Raw genomic sequence first — 15,955 nt, 5'->3', positions numbered from 1 at the left:
TTTGGTGTTATTGTTTGCTCGGCGCCCCCCACCCGCCCCGCGCGGGCCGCCCGCCGGGCGCGGGGGGGGGGGGGCGCGCCCCCCCCCCCCCCCGCCGCCCCCCCCCACGGCACTAGCTCGCTCCGCCGTAGGTGGCAACCCGTCGGGGACGGGGCGCGGTTGATGGTGGGACCGCGGTGTCGGCTCGTGGTGGAGACCGTGACCGGGGCGGCTAGAAGTCGTCGTTGGCCAGGCCCCGTGCGGCGAACGCGACGACCAGGTGGTCCATCACCAGCTCCTCCACCTGGTCGCTGGTGAGGGACTGGGCCTGGCTGTTGGCCGTACGGCGGACGGTCCAGCGGCCGTCGCCCGCCAGCGTGGCGCTGTGGATGTGGCCGCGGCTGGCGAGGACGGTCAAGAAGTCGCCGACGAGGTCGGTGTCGGCGAAAACGGCGTTGTTCATAGAGTGTCTCCAGGGGGTTGGGGTGGGGGTCGATGAGGCTGTGGGGTCCACGGTCACCGATGCGGCGGCGGGGGGTTATCGCTGCGCAGCAGCTGGACGAGTTCGCCGGCCACCTGGTTGGACACGGGCAGCCCGCTCTCGCGTATGGCGGTGGCCACGACTGCGCGGGTGATGCGTCCGGCCTTCGCTGCGGCTTCACGGCCGATCCGCAACATCTCCTCCGAGTCGGAACCGCCGGACCGAGAGCCCGGACCGTCCACACCCGAACCGCCGGACCGAGAGCCCGGACCGTCCACACCCGAACCGCCGGACCGAGAGCCCGGACCGTCCACACCCGAACCACCGGACCGAGAGCCCGGACCGTCCACACCCGAACCACCGGACCGAGAGCCCGGACCGTCCACACCCGAACCACCGGACCGAGAAGCCGGACCGTCCACACCCGAACCACCGGACCGAGAGCCCGGACCGCCCTCACCCGAACCACCGGACCGAGAAGCCGAACCGTCCACACCCGAACCACCGCGGTCGATGCGTCGGCGGATCCGTGTCGCTATGCGCTCGCGCAGCCGTGTGCCCTTGCGGTGCGCGCGGAGTTTGTCCTCAGCGGGCCGCGGCGCCGGCGTCGATTCGGGCGCGGACTCCAGTTCCGCTCGGGCGGTACGGGTGACGGCCTGCGGCCGTGTGCTGGCTGAGGTGTCGAGGTGGTCCGTCGGCGCGAAGGCCGGGTTGGTGCCCGTCCCGGCGGTGGGGCCTGCTGCAGCCGACGGGGTGGGTTGGTCTGCGGGTTCGGGCGTGGTGGTGCCGTGGCGCGTGACGATGATCCCGAGGTGGACGGCGCCGGCCAGCGCGAGTGGCGCGATGGTACTCAGGGCTCCGACGGCGGTGTCGCCGAGCTGCAGGCTGTCCGCTTGTACGGCTGCCTGTTGGTTCAGGCGGATGGCGTGGACGGCGTTGGCCCACACGCTGGTGCCGGTCGCGCTGGAGAACAGCGCCCAGGTGTATGCGCGGGCCGTCCAGGGTGCTTCCCGCAGAATGACCAGCGCGCGCACGCCGTAGCCGATGAAACCGTCGACGACGACCGGGAACAGGTAGGAGAGCTGTCCCCGGACATGGATCGCCTGTGCCATCTGCTGGAGGGCGTCGTAGGAGAGGGCGAATCCGAAGGTGCCGAGCACGCCGATCGCCGCGATGTCCCAGGGGGATACCCGGGGTCGGCGGTTGATCACGCGGCTACCGCCAGGCGCGTCGTGGAGGATCCGCGCAGTTCCTTCGACAGCGCGATCTCCTGGTGGCGCATCGAGGCGGGGATGCTCGTCATTTGCGTGTTGGCCCGGCTGCGGCGCTTGGCCGCGGCCTTGTAGCCGATGCCCAGTGCTTCGGACCAGACGGCGAGCGGAATGCCGGCCTCGATGGCGACGCGGACGACGGCGCGCTTCTCGCGTTCGGACAGGCGCGGGCGCTGGGTGCTGGTCAGGGTGGTGCGTACACGGTCGAGGTCGAGTCGGCGGTCCTCGCGGTAGGTGACGATCTCGTCGAGCTGGTCTTCCGTGTGGCCTCCGCGGATGCCGTCGCGCACGCCGCACTCGACGGCGTCCTGGAGGCACTCTCTGCTGACCGAGCACTGCTGGCACAGGGCGAGGGCCTGGCGGTGCCCGGCGACACGGGGCGGGGCGAAGAAGATGTCGGGGTTGGGGATGTCGGCGCACTCGGCCTTCAGGCGCCAGCGGGGGTCCGGGCGGTCCGGGACGGTGTAGGCCGCGTCGAGGTCGGCCGCAACGGCGGTGGTCGTGTTCATTCGGGGCAGGTCTCCGGTCGCGCCACCAGATCAGCGCGCGGGCAGGGCGGATCCCGGGGGCGGCTCAGCCGGCCTCGCGCGGGAGCGCTGGGTGTACAGGGATCAGAAGAGGGGGGCGCGTCGCCGGTCGGGTCCGGCGAGGACGGCCTTGTGACACATCTGGCGCAGGCGGCTGGCCGTGCGGTCGCCGAGCAGGGCGGCCAGTTCGGCCGGGGTGATGTTGCTCGTGATGATCGTCGGCAGCTGCTGCTCGTACCGGTGATTGATCAACCGGTAGGTCGTCTCCTCGGTGAACTCCGAGGCTCGGCCAGCGCCGAGGTCGTCCACCAGCAGCAGCGGGGTGCGCTCCAGGTCCCGCATCTCTCGCTCGGCGTCCGCGCCGGGGCGCGGACGCATCATGCCGTGCAGGCTGACCGAGGTGACCGCCTGCCAGCGCAGCCGGACACCGGCTCCGAGCAGGGACCTGATCGCGCCGTAGGCCTGGTGGGTCTTGCCGGTGCCGGTCTCGCCTAGCAGCAGCAGCGAGGAGGCACGGGCGATGCCCAGCTGCCCTTCGGGACCGCGTCGGGCGGCCAGCTTGACGTGCTCGACCCAGGCGAGAACCTGCAGGTCGTCAGCTACGGCAGCCTGAAAGCGGGGAGGAATCCGCGAGGCGGCCAGCTCCAGGGCGTCCCGGTTGGGCTGTGGTGCGACGAGGCGTTCAGGGACGCCGATCACGGCGGGGTCGACGCCGAGGCGGGCGAAGCGGTCGACGATGCCCTGCAGGCCGGCGCCGGCGCGGCGTGGTTCGCGGTAGCGGCCAGCCATTACAGCTCCCCGGTGTACGCGGAGGCCCCGGCGGACGGGTTGGTCCACGCCCGGTACGGCGTGTTGGTGCGGGCGCGTCCGGGGGTGAGCGCCTCCTGGACGAAGCCCTCCAGGGCTGAGGGGTTCATGGGCTTGGTGGCCAGCAGCCGCAGGCCCGCCCGGACCTTTTCCTGGCTGTACCCGGAGGCAAGGAGCTGCTGGACCTCGCGCCCGAGGTGTCCGCGGAAGCGCTGGCTGGGTGGCTGCGGGCACGTGCGGACGTACTCGGCGACCAAGGCGTTGGCACCTGTGGTGTGCGGGTGCATCGACGCGACGCGCTCGGCGCCCGGTTCCTCCAACTCGGAGACCTCAGTGGGCGCGGCGCAGCCGCCCCCCGGAGGGGGTGATCCAGGATCCGTGATCCTGGATCCGTTCGCGGAGGGTGTCCTCGAGGGGTTCGTCGAACCGTACGGTGGCTGCTCGGGGGCGTTCTGTTCGGCCGTGTCCTGGTGCCCGGTGCTGGTGCCCTGGGTGGGGAGGAGCTCGGCGGCGTGGTCGGTGGTGGCCGCCTTCTTGCGGGTCCGGTTGTTGGGTGCCGGCGCGTCGAGCGTGGCTTCCTGGGTCTGGTGGAGCGGGCAGAGTGCCAGCCTGCTCTGGCTGGGCCGGTCGATCTTCTGGTGCTTGTTGAAGTTGACGACGTGCAGCAGTTCCTCGCCGTCGTCGGCCGGGTTGAGGTAGCGGCAGATCAGACCGACGTCGGTGAGCTGGCGCAGATCGTCCTCGACGCGCTCGGAGGTGTGGACTCCCCCGTCCCAGGACGGCTTCCGCTTCCAGATGAGCCCGCGGACGATCCCTGTGTCGTCAAGGTGCCGGCCACGGTCGTCGACGTAGTTGAGGAGGTAGATGAAGGTTCGCTCGGCGCTCAGCGAGACCTCGGCGAGTTTGGCGTCCCGGGACATCTCGGGCTTGTGGGTGCGGATGCGCCCGTCGTGGGTGGCCATCACGCCGCCTTCGCGAGGGCGCCTGCCAGAACCACGGTTCCGGTGGCGAGGTCGAGGTCGTGCTGGTGGCGCCAGTCCAGAGCGGGCAGGCCGCGGGCGACCCAGCAAGCCACCGCCTCCTCGACCGCGAGCGGCAGGCCGATGGACTCGTTGGCACGACCGTAGGCGCGGGCCAACCACAGACCGTGAGGCTCGGACACGGAGATCCGCACGATGTCGGCGTTCGGGGCGACCCGGCGGAGACTGTCCGTGACGGCGCTCAGGGTGCCTTCCGGCACCCGGACCGGGGTGCCGGGGCAGTGCGCGGTGGGTCGGTCTTGGACCGTTCCGCCTGTACGCAGAAGCGCAAGCATGGTTCACTACTTCCTGTGTGGTATCAGGCTGGCCGGGCTCGTCCAAAGACAGGCCGCCTGCGGGTTGTGTCGAACGACTCACACGGTGTTACGACAGGCGCCCGGAGTTCCCGCTCCGGGCGCTCGTGCGTCCGGGGGTTCCCGCCTCCAGACGCCATGTGCTTTGCGCGACCAACAGATCGCCTTGCAATCGACAGCATCGCTGCATCTCTGGGCGCAGCAATCACTCTACGTTTACCCATGGATACGCGTCAACGAATTCGCGGGATCTATGCGAATAGAAATCAGATTTCCCGCCAGGCGGGAAATGGTCGAGACTCTTTCGAAGCCGTTTCCCGCGACGCGGGAAGCGGCTGACGACTTCGCGGGCGGGCGTGATCGACGATCGCCCCGGTCGGGGCATGAACCGCTCCATCACTGGTCGGAGCATTCAGGACAGAGAGAGCCGCGGAGGGACCTCCGAGCTTCTGGAGGCCAAAATGCCCCCAGACAGGCGCTTGGAAATGCGCCTGCCAAGGAGCATGACCTCATTGCCGGGATAGTTCTGAAACTACCCGGCCGAGGTTGCGCCTGCTTTCATTCCTCTGTGTTCAAAATGGGTCGGGCAGTGAAATTCGGGATACTTCGATCGGCCGAGCCTCGGGAAGCAGCCGCATGGCTGGCGAAGTCCCCGTGGGCATGGTCACCGCGGATCAGTGAGCGGGATCATGGGAGCAAGAGGGGTGGCCGGGTAGAGGTCCCGGATCTCCGGCTGCGGGGGTGCGCCCAGCAGGCGCCGGCCGCGGGCAGGGAACACCGCGGCCGACAGTGACGCTCACGCCCTGGGGGCCTGTACCGCAGTGTGCTCGCTCAGTGCCCGGGCCGTACGGCATGCATGTTCGGCCAGGTCGCTCACGTTGGCTGGCATGTCGCTCGTCGGCAGTGCCAGCACTACGGAACCGATGGCCACGTCTCCCCACATGACGGGGGCTGCGATGGCGTCCCACCCTGGCACCACTTCTTCCCTGGCGACGGCGTACCCGCTGCACCGGATCTCGACAAGCGTCTCGGCAAGGGCCGAGTTGTCCCGGATGGCGCCAGGCGCGGCATCCGCGGGCACCTCCTCGCTGAAGACGAGCGATTGCAGCGGCTCGGGCAGGTGGGCCAGGATCACCCGCCCGCTCGCACCGGTGCGCAGGGAGCGGGAGTGCGTGACCAGCGGCTGCGCGAAGACGCCAAGTGAACCGGGGTCGAGGTCCCCCCAGGCGTAGTCGGTGCACAGCCGTCGCAGGCCACCGAACGGGGTGAGGCAGAAGAGAAGGGCCGCACCGCCGGTCCGCTCGTGGAGGTCTGCCAGGAGTCTCTGGGTCGGGGCCGCCCCTGGCGCATGCGCCATGGCGTGGAGGGCGACCTTGACCAGGGTGGGCCCGGGCCGGTACTTGCCGCGGCAGATCTGGTCGATGGCCCCACCGGGCACGCCCGACTGGAGGATGCGGTGGACGGTCGAATCCGGCATCCCGGTGGCACTCGACAGGTCGAGCACGCTCTGGTCGCCGCCGTGGAGCTGCGTGAAGGCCTCCTGGAGGGCGAAGACCCGCGTGTGCGAGGTCGCGACGGCCACGCGAGCCCCAGCCGCGCCCCGCCCCGGCGCCATGCCTGCCGCTATCGAATCCTGTGCGATACTCCGGTAGCGGGAATCATGACGGAACGGCCCGTCGGCAGCCAGCGGCGCCACACTCACCTGTGCCTCCAAGGGTGACGCCGGACCGTCGTGGCAGGTGAACGCCAGGCCCGGCAGGGCAGGGCCAGGCCCAGGGCCCGGCAGGAGATTGATACGGCAAGGGCGCGCGGCCAGCCAACGGGCGACCGACCCTTGATAGCAAGAAGCATACAACATTCCTAGTGCTATCCATTGGGCTAGACTGTCGCCTAGAGTTCATGATCACCGTTTGTTACAGGAGTTGCCCCGGATGTCCGCTCGCCAGTTCGACGGCCAGGTGCTCCGCCTCGCCCGTAGAGCCCGCGACCTCTCACAGGAGGCCCTGGGCCGTGCCGAGGGCGTCGGGGTAGAGCAGCCCACGGTGGCGAAGTGGGAGAGTGGTTCGACGTTCCCCGAACCGGAGCGGCTGCCCGGCATCGCGAGGGCACTCAGCGAGCCGCTGGACGCATTGTGGCCCCGCGACGGCGAGCCGGATCTGGCGGACCTACGGTGTGACGCCGGCTATCCGCAGAAGAGGACCGGGGAGCTGATCGGCACCAAATCGCACATTCCCGTCAGCAACGCCGAGCGCGGGGTCCGGCGGCTTGCGGAGGCCTTCGTCCCGCGCCTTGCCGAGGCGTACGGCGTGACCAGGGAGCAGCTCCTGACGGCGCAGGACCGGTCGTTCGGCGTCACCCCTGCGGTTGCGGCCGGCCCGCCGTCGGCCCCGCGGACGCTCGCGGAGAAGATCACGTACCTGCTGGACACGACCTTCCCGAGCGGTCGGCCGACGGATGCCCAGATCGCCGCGGCCGTCAACGCCCACGCCGGCGTCGACGTCGTCTCCGCCGGCGCCGTGGAGGCGCTGCGTACGGGCACTCCCCCGCCCTCCGAGGTGCTCGCCGGGCTTGCGGCCGGCGTCGTCCTGGAGGGCCTGGCCGCGTTCTTCGGGGTCACGGCGTTGTTCTTCCAGAGCGACGAGGAGTTGGAGCGCCAGGTCGTGGACGCCATCAGCCTGCTGGCCTTGCGTGGCAGCAGCGACGATTTTGCTCTGGCGGCCCGCGGCGCGGATGGTGGTCTCGACCCGGCGGTGCTCGCCAAGATCAGCGCGCTTGTGGCGGAGGTACAGCAGCAAGCGGGCCCCCGGCGCTGATCCGGGAGCCCGCTTCGGTCTGTCGTCAGCAGAACCAGGCAGAGGCGGTGGCGGCGCCCAGGGCCGCACCCGCCGCGGTCTGCGCAACGGAGTGGTAGGTCAGCGCCACTCTCGACCAGCACACGGCAATGACCAGCGGATACGCGGCGATCCACCAGGGCGAGTGCACGACCGCCAGCATGGTGACTACCGCACAGGCGACCGCACTGTCCACGGAGATCTTCCAGGCCGTGTTGATTCCGAGCAGACCCACGGTCATCACCCACAGGGCGATCATGGCCACAAGGATGTCGCGCGGCGCGTGGCCGAGGACCATCACTACGGTGCCGAATCCGATCGAGCCGAGGATGACGAAGAAGATGGGTGCCCGTTTGGTCCGGTCGACCACGTGCCGGTCTCCCCATGTCCCCCTCTTTCGCTCCCATTCGATGTAGGTCGCCGGGATGATGCCAGCGCACAGCGCGGCCAACAGGCCCCAGCCGATGCCGGTCCAGCTGCCGGCGGCAGCGACGCCCAGGCAGGTAAGCCCGGCCAGCAGCGCGTTGCGCGGCTGAAGGACGTCGGTCACGGTTCGGGCAATGGTGGTGGTGCTCACAGCGCCAGCTCCCCCATCTCCATCGCGAGTTCCGCAATCTGGGCACCCTCGCGCAGTTCGCGGATCTGGAGGTCGGTCGCGGCGGCGTACGCCTTTTCCACCCGCAGCAGCCAAGAGACTTCCGCGGGCGTGTCCGAGATCGGCTTGCTGGGCAGCGCCGGTGCCGGCACGTCACGGCGGTGACCCTCGCGGACGTCCGCCAACGCGGCCTTGATCCACAGGGCCTCGGCCGCTGCCAGCGGGTCCGCGCCCGAATCCACGGCTTCCTCGATCACCGGGAACAGGACAGGAGCGGCATGATGGCGCAGCTGCTCGGCCACGTCCGCGATGTCCTGGGTCCACCGGTCCAGCCGCACGTCCATCGGCGAGTCGGTGCGCAGGACCTCGCGCCAGCGGCTCCGCGGCTTCTGGAACGGGATGTCGGGGAAGGCGGTGACCAGGTCGTGCCACAGCGGGTAGAGGTTCCACAGCGCTCGCCAGGACCTCCATCGGGAGGCAACCGCAGAGGACGTGGGGATGCTCGCACCCACAGCGAAGATCATGAACAGCAGGATCTGCATGTACTGGGTGTAGACGCCCAGCACATGGTTGAAGTCCTCGTCGAGCGGGTCGAAGAGCGTGACCCACATGAAGGCCGTCCGGATCGCGACGTAGGCCACGCCGATCGCCATAGCGATGGCCATCAGTCCAAGCCCGACGCGCAGGAGGCGGGTTTCGGCGCGACGCATCGCGCTGGTCCACTGGTAACAGGTGACGGCCGAGGCGGCACCCAGGTACACGTAGAAGACCGTTTCGTAGAGGATCGCGCCCCACTGGCCGGCGTGATCCGGCACGAAGTCCGTGCTCGGCCGGGCGCGGTCCACCACGGTGAAGAAGAGCAGCGTCATCAGCGCCAGCATGCCGATCGCCGCTTTCCAGGCGACCCGCTCGATCCAGCGTGCAACCGCGACGTGGCGCGGGATGACAACCTGGTCGGTCCTGCCGTAGGACGCGACGACGAACGTCAAGATCGCCAGGATGGCCCCGGTGGACACGTAGTGCTTGAGCAGGACCGAGAGGTCGTTGATCGGCTGGTTGTTCATCAGGCTGATCACGCCGGGGCTCTTGAGCCACAGGGCCAGCGCGAAACCCATGTAGCAGCCCCACAAGGCGCGCCTGTGCGCGTCCCCGTAGAGGACCGCGGGCAACCTCCAGACGGCGACTGCGGTCATCGTGGTCGCGGCGGTGTACGCAGCGAGTGCAAGCACGGGTCTTCCTTCTTATCTCTGGCCGCGGCGGGGCGCGGCCACGGGGTGGGACAGGGTGCTCTCCAGGAGGCTGACCATGTCGCCCCCCGTGGGGAGCTGGCGCTGGACGATGAGCTTGATGAGCGACGCGCTCAGCTCCGCCTCGCGCTCCTCACGGGTGTCATAGCGTGCGCGGGCCTGGACGACGGCGCCGCGGTCCATTCGCTCGACCAGGCTCTGGCGCAGGTGCTCGGGCAAGAGCTGCTGAAGTTCGCCCGTGTCGAGGCTGGCGCCGTGATCGAACCACTCGTGTACCAGTTCGTGGAGCTTCACGTGGTTGGTCTGGTGCTGCGTCGGTCTCGGCCGGTAGAAGATCAGGGAGAGCCCGCCCGCCCTCATGCGCAGGCCGCAGGCCGTACGCAGGTCGCTTCCTCGGTCGTCGAGCGGGACCAACTTGATGGTGCGACCGCTCGCCGCTTCCATGGCGGCGACGAGGCCATCGATCGTGAACGGCTCCGGGATCGGCAGGTCCGACAGCTTGCGCTCGCACTCCCGACGGAGCCGACGCATGTTCAGCACGACGTGCCTCCCCGCTGCGCCCTCCCAGACTCTTTCGAGCCCGGTCGGCGTCCGTCGGCGATGCCTCCGCAGAGTCCGGGCGTGTGTGCGAGGCCGCGGGACAGGGTCCGCGCTCGGTGCTCGTCGGGTGGATCGCTGCACGGGGCGCCCGAGGTGGTCCGTTGCGACGCTGTGCGACCCGGCAGCTGTTGCGCCGGGATTTCGTGGGTAGACACCGAGTCCTCGTGAGGGTTGGGTAGTGGTCTCGTCGGTCTTCGGGCGCGCTGGGTGCGCCCGGCGCTGGCCCGCTCGCGGACAGGGTGCGAGGACCTGCAGTGCGATCGGGCTACGCGGTTCGTATACAGCGAGGTGCTGACAGCTGCGGCACGGGGGTGGGCCGCCCGGACCGTGAGCTGCTGCGTCGCTCTGCTCGACTGGCTGGAGGTCAGCGCCCCATACCGGCGCGCTGGCCGACGGGGGTAGTCGCATCACACGGCGCCACCGCAAGGTCCTCAACCGCGCCTCCGCCACGGGACGCAACCGTGACACGACGCCCGCCCGCAGCGAGCTTCTGGGCGACGGCCAGGCCGATACCGCGACCCCCTCCGATGACCAGGGCCGAGCGGGACATAGTGACTCCTTCATGCGGTGGACCGCCGGCAGCCCCTGCGCTGTTCGGCCCTCTCACCATGCCAGCCGCCGACAAGAAGTATCACCCCCGAAATCTGGAGACCCGGAAGGCCGAAATCCCGGACCTCCCAGCCAAAGCTACGCGCGTCGACAACGCAGAGTAGTTCTACCAGCGTGTAGAGCAACCAACTAGGAAGCTGCCAGGCCAGCCCCGATTGCGGGCATTTGATACGCCGTCACCCGGATAGCCCGAAACGCCACAATCAACTGACTGATCGTCATTCCGAGAACCTTGATCCGTCGCCGCCGAACGATCTTTCCTTTTGCGTGCCGGTGTGGCGTTCCCCACATCTCGACCAACGATGATCAACATGTTGGTGTTGCGCAGCCAGACCCTGCGCACCCCCGCCCTCGCCAGCGAGTACATCGTCGTCATCTCAGAACAGGACCACGCCCTCGCGCAGTCCTCCACATCCCCGACCGCCACCGGGATGTCATCCCCAACGGGGTCGACGCCACCTGCGTCCGGCCCCGCCCCGGCGTCACCGTCACCGAGAGGCACGCCCTCCTGCGCTGCTGGCTCGTGAAGGCCCCTGGCACCACCGCCTACACACGGTCCGGCATCGACCGCATACTCCGCGACAACGACGGCAGTCGACGCCGTCGCCGGAATGTGGGGGGCGGCGAAGTAACGGGCCCTGCGCGCCTACCGGACGGCCTGGGTGAACGAGCCGCCAACCCGCTGCGGCGTGCTCCCCGCCAGCGCCTGCCGGCAAACCCGCGCCGCTGATTCACCACACCCGTATGCGCCGCCCAGGACGTCAGCGATCTGACCGCCCTCCGGTCTCCGTCTTGACCTTGCCGCGCTGCCGGTGTGTCCGGGCTGGCGCTCACACCGCAGCGAACTTCCGCGACCCGCGCAGCGCCGCCCTCGCCTGCGCTGCTCCGGCCGCCGCGAACAGCTCGCCGGTGCCGATGGTGGGCGCCGGGCCGGAGTGGCCCGAGCACAGCCCACACAGCCCCGGCCTGCCCAACGGCGCCCGACAGTCCGCGCACTCGTGCTCTTGACCTGCACAGACCGACCGCGTCTGCGACGGCGCGGGAGGCAGCTTGCGCACCAGGCGGTCCCGGACCACGGCGACCGGCGAGAAGATCTCCGACGGCAGGCCGGGCAGCAACGCGGCAGCAAGCTCCGCCTGACCACACCCCGCCGCCAGCCAGCGCGCCACCAGTGGCGCCAGCTCGACCACCTCCGCCTCGCCGAGCCGCAGGCGCGGCTGGCTCGTCAGCACCCGGTACAGCGTCAGGGCCGCCGTCCGCAGCGGTTCCTCCAGATCCTTGATCGAAGGCCTCACCCTCCCGCCCTCCGGGTTCAGGCGCCGACCCCGCGGCGCGGTGCGCCGGCGGTTGCCCTCGTCGCCACAGTCGGGGGCAGGGCGGGAGGGTTCTTTATCCAGGTTCTTTATTACAGGGACGCCAGCATCACCGGAGCCCGGATCACCGGGCGCTGGATGGGGCAGACTCGGATCCACCTGCGGTTCTTCCGGCTCCACCGCGTCCAGCAGAACCCTCGCCGCCTCCAGGCCAGGCGCGTACGGGACGTCGTAGACGTGAGCCACCGAGTAGATCTTGCCGTCGTTTCCCCGGACCTTCACGACCCGGTAGTACCCAGCCTCGATCAGCTCCTTCAACGCTTTGCCGACCGCGGAGCGGCTGTCCACGCCGGAGTCGGCGATCTTGCGCCCGTCTTCCTTCCGCCCCTCCTCCCGGGAGAGGAGGTCGCCCAGGAGGCCGCGGGCCGCCATGGTCAGCTGTCGGTCCTGGAGGATGGAGTTGGGCAGCACAGTGAAGTTGCGCGTGTGGGCGCTACGGTGTACCTGCAAGGGAGTGTTCGCTCCTGTTGCCGGACCCCGGGGTGTTGACGCACCGTCGAGGTCACCTGTGTTCGGTTGGACCACGGAACGTAGCCAGACCATCCACCCCGAAGCGAGCGCCTGTTCAGCGACCTTGATCACATCCCGGGCAAGCGGTTGCGGTGCGTGTGGCGAGAACTGTCGGTGCTGGACTGTCCGTCTGCCTGTCCGCACGGACTCTGCGGGGCTTGGTGCGTGGGCGGCCCGGGCCGATGCGCGGCACGCTGACGGCGGTCGAGGACAGTCTGGAACTGCGGACTGTCACGGCGGTGGCCGGCGGTGATGACCAGGGACAATGGCTTCCGCCCCTGCTCGACCGCAAGGTGGACCTTGGTCGTAAGACCGCCCCGGGAGCGTCCGAGTCCGTGGTCGGCCAGCTCGATGTCGACATCGCCGGTCGGTTCTCGCTGGGGATCCCCGTTACCGTCTTCACGGCCCCGCAACGGGGCTCCCGGCCTCCGGTCCGGCATGACTGCTCCCCCCTGTGGTTCGGATACTGACTTCGGCGCTTCGAGGTGGTCGGCCTGTTTGTGTAGCTGACTGACAGTCATTTGCGCGCTATGCGGATGGGGGTGGTCTGACGCCGAAGGCACGTCAGTACCGCGAGTCGGTGCGGCTGGAGGCGGCCGTGTTGTTCGACGAAGGCGTCCCGCCGAGGGAGGTGGCCCGCAGGCTGCGGGTGACCGCGAAATCGGCCTACCAGTGGCATCAGGCCTGGCGGGAGTACGGGGCCGGGGGGCTGGCGTCACGGGGACCGGGCGGGCAGCGGTGCAAGCTGTCGGCGCGATGTCGGGAGAAGCTGGCCGAGTACCTGGAGCAGGGGCCGGCCGTGCACGGCTGGGACCATGACCAGGTGTGGACCTCCCACCACCGTCACCTTGAAACGCGCCGCGAAAGCGGTCAATCCGCACGGAAATGTGCACTGTTGACAGAGTCGTAGCCCGGTCAGTCGTTTTGTCAGGGGACCTACAGTCTGTCGTGGCTGCCGACAGCTATGGGGCGGCAGACGGTTTTGCCAACGTCGTAGCGGGTGGCGGGTCGCTGGTTCTTCGAGCGGGGCGGCAGCGTGCTCGATCGCCAGCTCCTTCGGGGTGCGACCCAGAACGGCGGCCAAGTCCTGCAGGATCTGCAGATCGACGCCTGTAATCTCGGCGATTACCGTGCCGCTGCCGGCCCGCCACACCCGAGGTCCTTAAGCTTGTGATTTATCCGGTGCGGCGTGGTTTGGTGCCGACCTTGTGGTGATCCGGTCGGCGGTAGGACTCGCCAGTGGCCAGGAGCAGGCCCACGTCGTAGCGGTTCGCGGGTCGGCGGTTCTTCGACCCGGGCGGGCGCCCCGGGCCGGGCCGGGTGGGTTTCGGCACTCCGGCCGGGGTTGAGGTTCTGGCGTGCAGGTGTCGGAACCCGCGGCGTACTCGGGCCGGGGTGAGCTTGTTCGGTTCGGCCGGCTTCTCCCACGGCCGTCGCAGGTCGGTGGTCAGAGAGCGGGCGAGGCGGAGCTGGGTGCAGGCGGCGGCGATCAGCCAGGTCCAGCGGTCCGCAGCCTCGGCCTCCCGCAGTCGCGGAGCGGTCCAGCCGAGGGTCTGCTTGATCATCCTGAAGAAGTGCTCGATGTCGAACCTGCGCAGGAACGCCTGCCAGGCCAGGTCGGTCTCCGCGGGGCCGGCCGTGGGCCGTGACCACCACAGCCACAGCGGCTTGGGGTCGCCACCGCTGGGCAGATGGTCGACCTGGAGCCGGACGACGGTGCCCTCGATGACCGGGAGCGGGCCGGGGTTGTCCCGCCAGGCGGCGCGTCCTTGCAGCTCGGGGTGGAGCCGGTCCCAGCTCTGGGCGTGGGCGGTGCCGTAGCGGGTGGTCTCGGACTTCGTCTCCGCGTCCGGGGCGCCCCAGGTCCTGGCGTCCTTGAAGATGAACTCGCTGCCGTGCTTGGGCGGCCGCCCGCCGGCCGGGTTGGCCTGGGCGAACTCCTCCCGGGTCGGCGCCGGACGGCGCATCACCCGGTCCGAGCGCAGGCGTCCCAGGATCTCCACGGGCAGGTCGCGCAGCAGGTAGGCCAGCCGCATCACGTCGTAGCCGGCGTCGGCCACGATCAGCACCGGCGGCTCGCCTGGGTGCCACTGGCTGGCGGCGACCAGGCGCTCGACCAGGTCCCGCAGTTGTGCGGCGGTGACCGCGGCGAGGTCGTCGCCGGGCCGCAGCCGCACCGCGTCCAGCGGGGCGACCCACGAGGTCCGGCCCGATTCCAGGGCGACGACCCACGAGTAGGGCCAGCCCGGGATCATCTGGTGCCTGGCGTCGCCCCGGCCGTAGGTGTGGCAGAACGAGCGGGCGTCGCTCGTGTCGGCGTCGGGCCGCAGCCACGGCGAGACGTCCACCGCGAGCACCAGGCGGCCGTCGGCGGCGCGGGGCAGTGGCAGGCCGGACAGCTCGGCCCGCAGCCGCTCGACGTCCAGGCGGCCCCGGTTCAGCGCGCCGTAGAGGGCGCCGTGGCCGCGCCGGTGCTCGGGTGCGAGAGCCAGACCGACCAGGGTCTTCACCGGGCCGTCGGTGCACAGAACCGCGTCGGTGAGCTCGAACAGCGCGTCGCGCCGTCCGGTCAGGCAGTCGTAGAAGACCCCCCGGAAGCGTGACAGTTCCGCGAACGGCTCGTACTGCACGCTCTGTTCCACCACACTCATTGCTACGGCCTTCGCGTCAAGTCCTGTACCTCTTAGCCGAGTTCAGGATCACGCGAAGGCCGTTCCGCTGTCCCGGGAACACCCGGACGAGTGATCACCGGGTCCGCTTGTTCGAGGGCACTGGATAAATCACAAGCTAACCTCATCTTTGAAGTTCTGCCAGGCGACCGTGGGGCTAGCCCCACGGCTGGGCCGGAGAACCGTCGGCCTCCAGACCGAATCGCCGAAGCCGTTCTGCGGTTGCCGCGTCTCCGGCTCGCTCCCGCACTCTGGCCAGGGTCACCAGGGCCCAGTGGTCTCCGGCGTCGGCGGCCTGCTGGTACAGCCGCTCCGCGCCCGCCGTGTCCCCGACCCGCTCCCGCCGCTCGGCCAGGATCACCAGGGCCTGGGTGTGGCCAGCATCCGCGGCCTGCTGGTACAGCCGCTCCGCGCCCACCATGTCCCCGGCCCGCTCCCGCCTCGCGGCCAGCCTCACCAGGGCATGGGTGTGTCCGGCGTCCGCGGCCCGCTGGAGGTAGCGATCGGCGCCCGCCCCCAGCCGCGCGGCCAGACGTCCCAGGCTGCCGGTGTCTCCGGCGTCCGCGGCCTGCTGGTACAGCCGTTCCGCGCCCACCATGTCCCCGGCCCACTCCCGCCGCGCGGCCAGGCTCACCAGGGTGAGGGTGTGTCCGGCGTCCGCGGCCCGCTGCGCGTAGCGTTCCGCGCCCGCCGTGTCCCCGACCCGCTCCCGCCACTGGGCCAAGAGCTCCAGGACCTGGGTGTGTCCGGCGTCCTCGGCCCGCTGACCGTAACGTTCCGCGCCCGCGGTGTCCCCGGCCTCATCCCGCAACTGGACCAGGCTCACCAGGGCCCAGCGGTCTCCGGCGTCGGCGGCCTGCTGGTACAGCCGTTCCGCGCCCGCCGTGTCCCCGGCCTCCTCCCGCACCCTGGCCAGGCTCACCAGGGTGCGGGTGTCTCCGGCGTCCGCGGCCCGCTGCGCGTAGCGTTCCGCGCCCGCCGTGTCCCCGGCCTGCTCCCGCCGTACGGCCAGGGTTACCAGGGCCATGTGGTGTCCGGCGTCCGCGGCCCGCTGGAGGTAGCGATCGGCGCCCGGCGTGTCCCCGGCCCGCTCCCGCCGCTCGGCCAGGGTTACCAGGGCCAT

15 protein-coding genes are annotated in these 15,955 nt (G+C 70.1%); 2 read left to right on the top strand and 13 right to left on the bottom strand.

Annotated features, from left to right (window positions below):
* Window positions 1–211: 211 nt before the first annotated feature.
* The 7 genes from ACFVVX_RS15845 to ACFVVX_RS15815 form a co-directional block, all read right to left on the bottom strand.
* Window positions 212–442, bottom strand: coding sequence for a hypothetical protein (locus ACFVVX_RS15845; protein WP_387945692.1), 231 nt, complete (start codon window positions 440–442; stop codon window positions 212–214).
* 53 nt (window positions 443–495) lie between these two features.
* Complete coding sequence (locus ACFVVX_RS15840) at window positions 496–1,671, bottom strand: DUF2637 domain-containing protein (RefSeq protein ID WP_387945690.1); 1,176 nt, start codon at window positions 1,669–1,671, stop codon at window positions 496–498.
* The gene (locus ACFVVX_RS15835) at window positions 1,668–2,240 is read right to left on the bottom strand and encodes a WhiB family transcriptional regulator (protein WP_387945688.1); all 573 of its coding nucleotides are present in this window, start codon (window positions 2,238–2,240) and stop codon (window positions 1,668–1,670) included. The genes ACFVVX_RS15840 and ACFVVX_RS15835 overlap by 4 nt, the downstream gene beginning before the upstream one ends.
* 102 nt (window positions 2,241–2,342) lie before the next feature.
* A complete protein-coding gene (locus tag ACFVVX_RS15830; RefSeq protein ID WP_387945686.1) occupies window positions 2,343–3,047 on the bottom strand; it encodes an ATP-binding protein in 705 nt (234 codons plus the stop codon).
* Window positions 3,047–4,027, bottom strand: a complete 981-nt coding sequence (locus ACFVVX_RS15825) for a hypothetical protein (protein ID WP_387945684.1) — start codon at window positions 4,025–4,027, stop codon at window positions 3,047–3,049. The genes ACFVVX_RS15830 and ACFVVX_RS15825 overlap by 1 nt, the downstream gene beginning before the upstream one ends.
* Complete coding sequence (locus tag ACFVVX_RS15820; protein WP_387945682.1) at window positions 4,027–4,227, bottom strand: hypothetical protein; 201 nt, start codon at window positions 4,225–4,227, stop codon at window positions 4,027–4,029. Before ACFVVX_RS15820 ends, ACFVVX_RS15825 begins: the two co-directional genes overlap by 1 nt.
* 967 nt (window positions 4,228–5,194) lie before the next feature.
* The gene (locus ACFVVX_RS15815) at window positions 5,195–5,980 is read right to left on the bottom strand and encodes an IclR family transcriptional regulator (protein ID WP_387945680.1); all 786 of its coding nucleotides are present in this window, start codon (window positions 5,978–5,980) and stop codon (window positions 5,195–5,197) included.
* Between the two features lie 349 nt (window positions 5,981–6,329).
* Between ACFVVX_RS15815 and ACFVVX_RS15810 the strand changes: the two genes are divergently transcribed.
* Window positions 6,330–7,211, top strand: coding sequence for a helix-turn-helix domain-containing protein (locus ACFVVX_RS15810; RefSeq protein ID WP_387945678.1), 882 nt, complete (start codon window positions 6,330–6,332; stop codon window positions 7,209–7,211).
* A gap of 25 nt (window positions 7,212–7,236) precedes the next feature.
* Here ACFVVX_RS15810 and ACFVVX_RS15805 read toward each other — a convergent pair whose 3' ends face one another.
* The 4 genes from ACFVVX_RS15805 to ACFVVX_RS15790 form a co-directional block, all read right to left on the bottom strand.
* Window positions 7,237–7,806, bottom strand: coding sequence for a hypothetical protein (locus tag ACFVVX_RS15805; protein ID WP_387945676.1), 570 nt, complete (start codon window positions 7,804–7,806; stop codon window positions 7,237–7,239).
* Window positions 7,803–9,053 (bottom strand): MAB_1171c family putative transporter, encoded by a 1,251-nt coding sequence (locus ACFVVX_RS15800; protein WP_387945674.1) that lies wholly within the window; start codon window positions 9,051–9,053, stop codon window positions 7,803–7,805. Before ACFVVX_RS15800 ends, ACFVVX_RS15805 begins: the two co-directional genes overlap by 4 nt.
* A 12-nt stretch (window positions 9,054–9,065) precedes the next feature.
* Window positions 9,066–9,602, bottom strand: coding sequence for a hypothetical protein (locus tag ACFVVX_RS15795; protein ID WP_387945832.1), 537 nt, complete (start codon window positions 9,600–9,602; stop codon window positions 9,066–9,068).
* Between the two features lie 1,508 nt (window positions 9,603–11,110).
* Window positions 11,111–12,103 carry a hypothetical protein gene (locus ACFVVX_RS15790; protein ID WP_387945672.1) on the bottom strand — a complete coding sequence of 331 codons (993 nt, stop codon included), beginning with the start codon at window positions 12,101–12,103 and terminating at the stop codon, window positions 11,111–11,113.
* A 640-nt stretch (window positions 12,104–12,743) separates the two neighbouring features.
* Here ACFVVX_RS15790 and ACFVVX_RS15785 point away from each other — a divergent pair.
* On the top strand, window positions 12,744–13,073 hold the full coding sequence (locus ACFVVX_RS15785) for a helix-turn-helix domain-containing protein (RefSeq protein WP_387945670.1): 330 nt from the start codon (window positions 12,744–12,746) through the stop codon (window positions 13,071–13,073).
* Between the two features lie 265 nt (window positions 13,074–13,338).
* Here the strand turns inward: ACFVVX_RS15785 and ACFVVX_RS15780 are convergent, their stop codons facing one another.
* Both ACFVVX_RS15780 and ACFVVX_RS15775 read right to left on the bottom strand, forming a co-directional pair.
* Window positions 13,339–14,814 carry an NF041680 family putative transposase gene (locus ACFVVX_RS15780; protein WP_387945668.1) on the bottom strand — a complete coding sequence of 492 codons (1,476 nt, stop codon included), beginning with the start codon at window positions 14,812–14,814 and terminating at the stop codon, window positions 13,339–13,341.
* Window positions 14,815–14,989: 175 nt separating this feature from the next.
* Window positions 14,990–15,955, bottom strand: a 966-nt coding sequence (locus ACFVVX_RS15775; protein WP_387945666.1) for a tetratricopeptide repeat protein, incomplete at its 5' end; no start/stop codon positions are given.

The sequence above is a fragment of the Kitasatospora sp. NPDC058170 genome (assembly GCF_042883905.1).
Taxonomy (GTDB): domain Bacteria; phylum Actinomycetota; class Actinomycetes; order Streptomycetales; family Streptomycetaceae; genus Kitasatospora.
The sequence above is the reverse complement of the archived record's forward strand: the minus strand, read 5'-3'. Positions and strand labels throughout refer to the sequence as shown.

Excerpts from the sequence above, each read along its gene's own strand:
- ACFVVX_RS15810 (WP_387945678.1), top strand. The coding sequence starts at position 6,330 with ATGTCCGCTCGCCAGTTCGACGGCCAGGTGCTCCGCCTCGCCCGTAGA.
- ACFVVX_RS15835 (WP_387945688.1), bottom strand. The coding sequence starts at position 2,240 with ATGAACACGACCACCGCCGTTGCGGCCGACCTCGACGCGGCCTACACC.
- ACFVVX_RS15830 (WP_387945686.1), bottom strand. The coding sequence starts at position 3,047 with ATGGCTGGCCGCTACCGCGAACCACGCCGCGCCGGCGCCGGCCTGCAG.
- ACFVVX_RS15795 (WP_387945832.1), bottom strand. The coding sequence starts at position 9,602 with ATGCGTCGGCTCCGTCGGGAGTGCGAGCGCAAGCTGTCGGACCTGCCG.
- ACFVVX_RS15825 (WP_387945684.1), bottom strand. The coding sequence starts at position 4,027 with ATGGCCACCCACGACGGGCGCATCCGCACCCACAAGCCCGAGATGTCC.
- ACFVVX_RS15845 (WP_387945692.1), bottom strand. The coding sequence starts at position 442 with ATGAACAACGCCGTTTTCGCCGACACCGACCTCGTCGGCGACTTCTTG.
- ACFVVX_RS15780 (WP_387945668.1), bottom strand. The coding sequence starts at position 14,814 with ATGAGTGTGGTGGAACAGAGCGTGCAGTACGAGCCGTTCGCGGAACTG.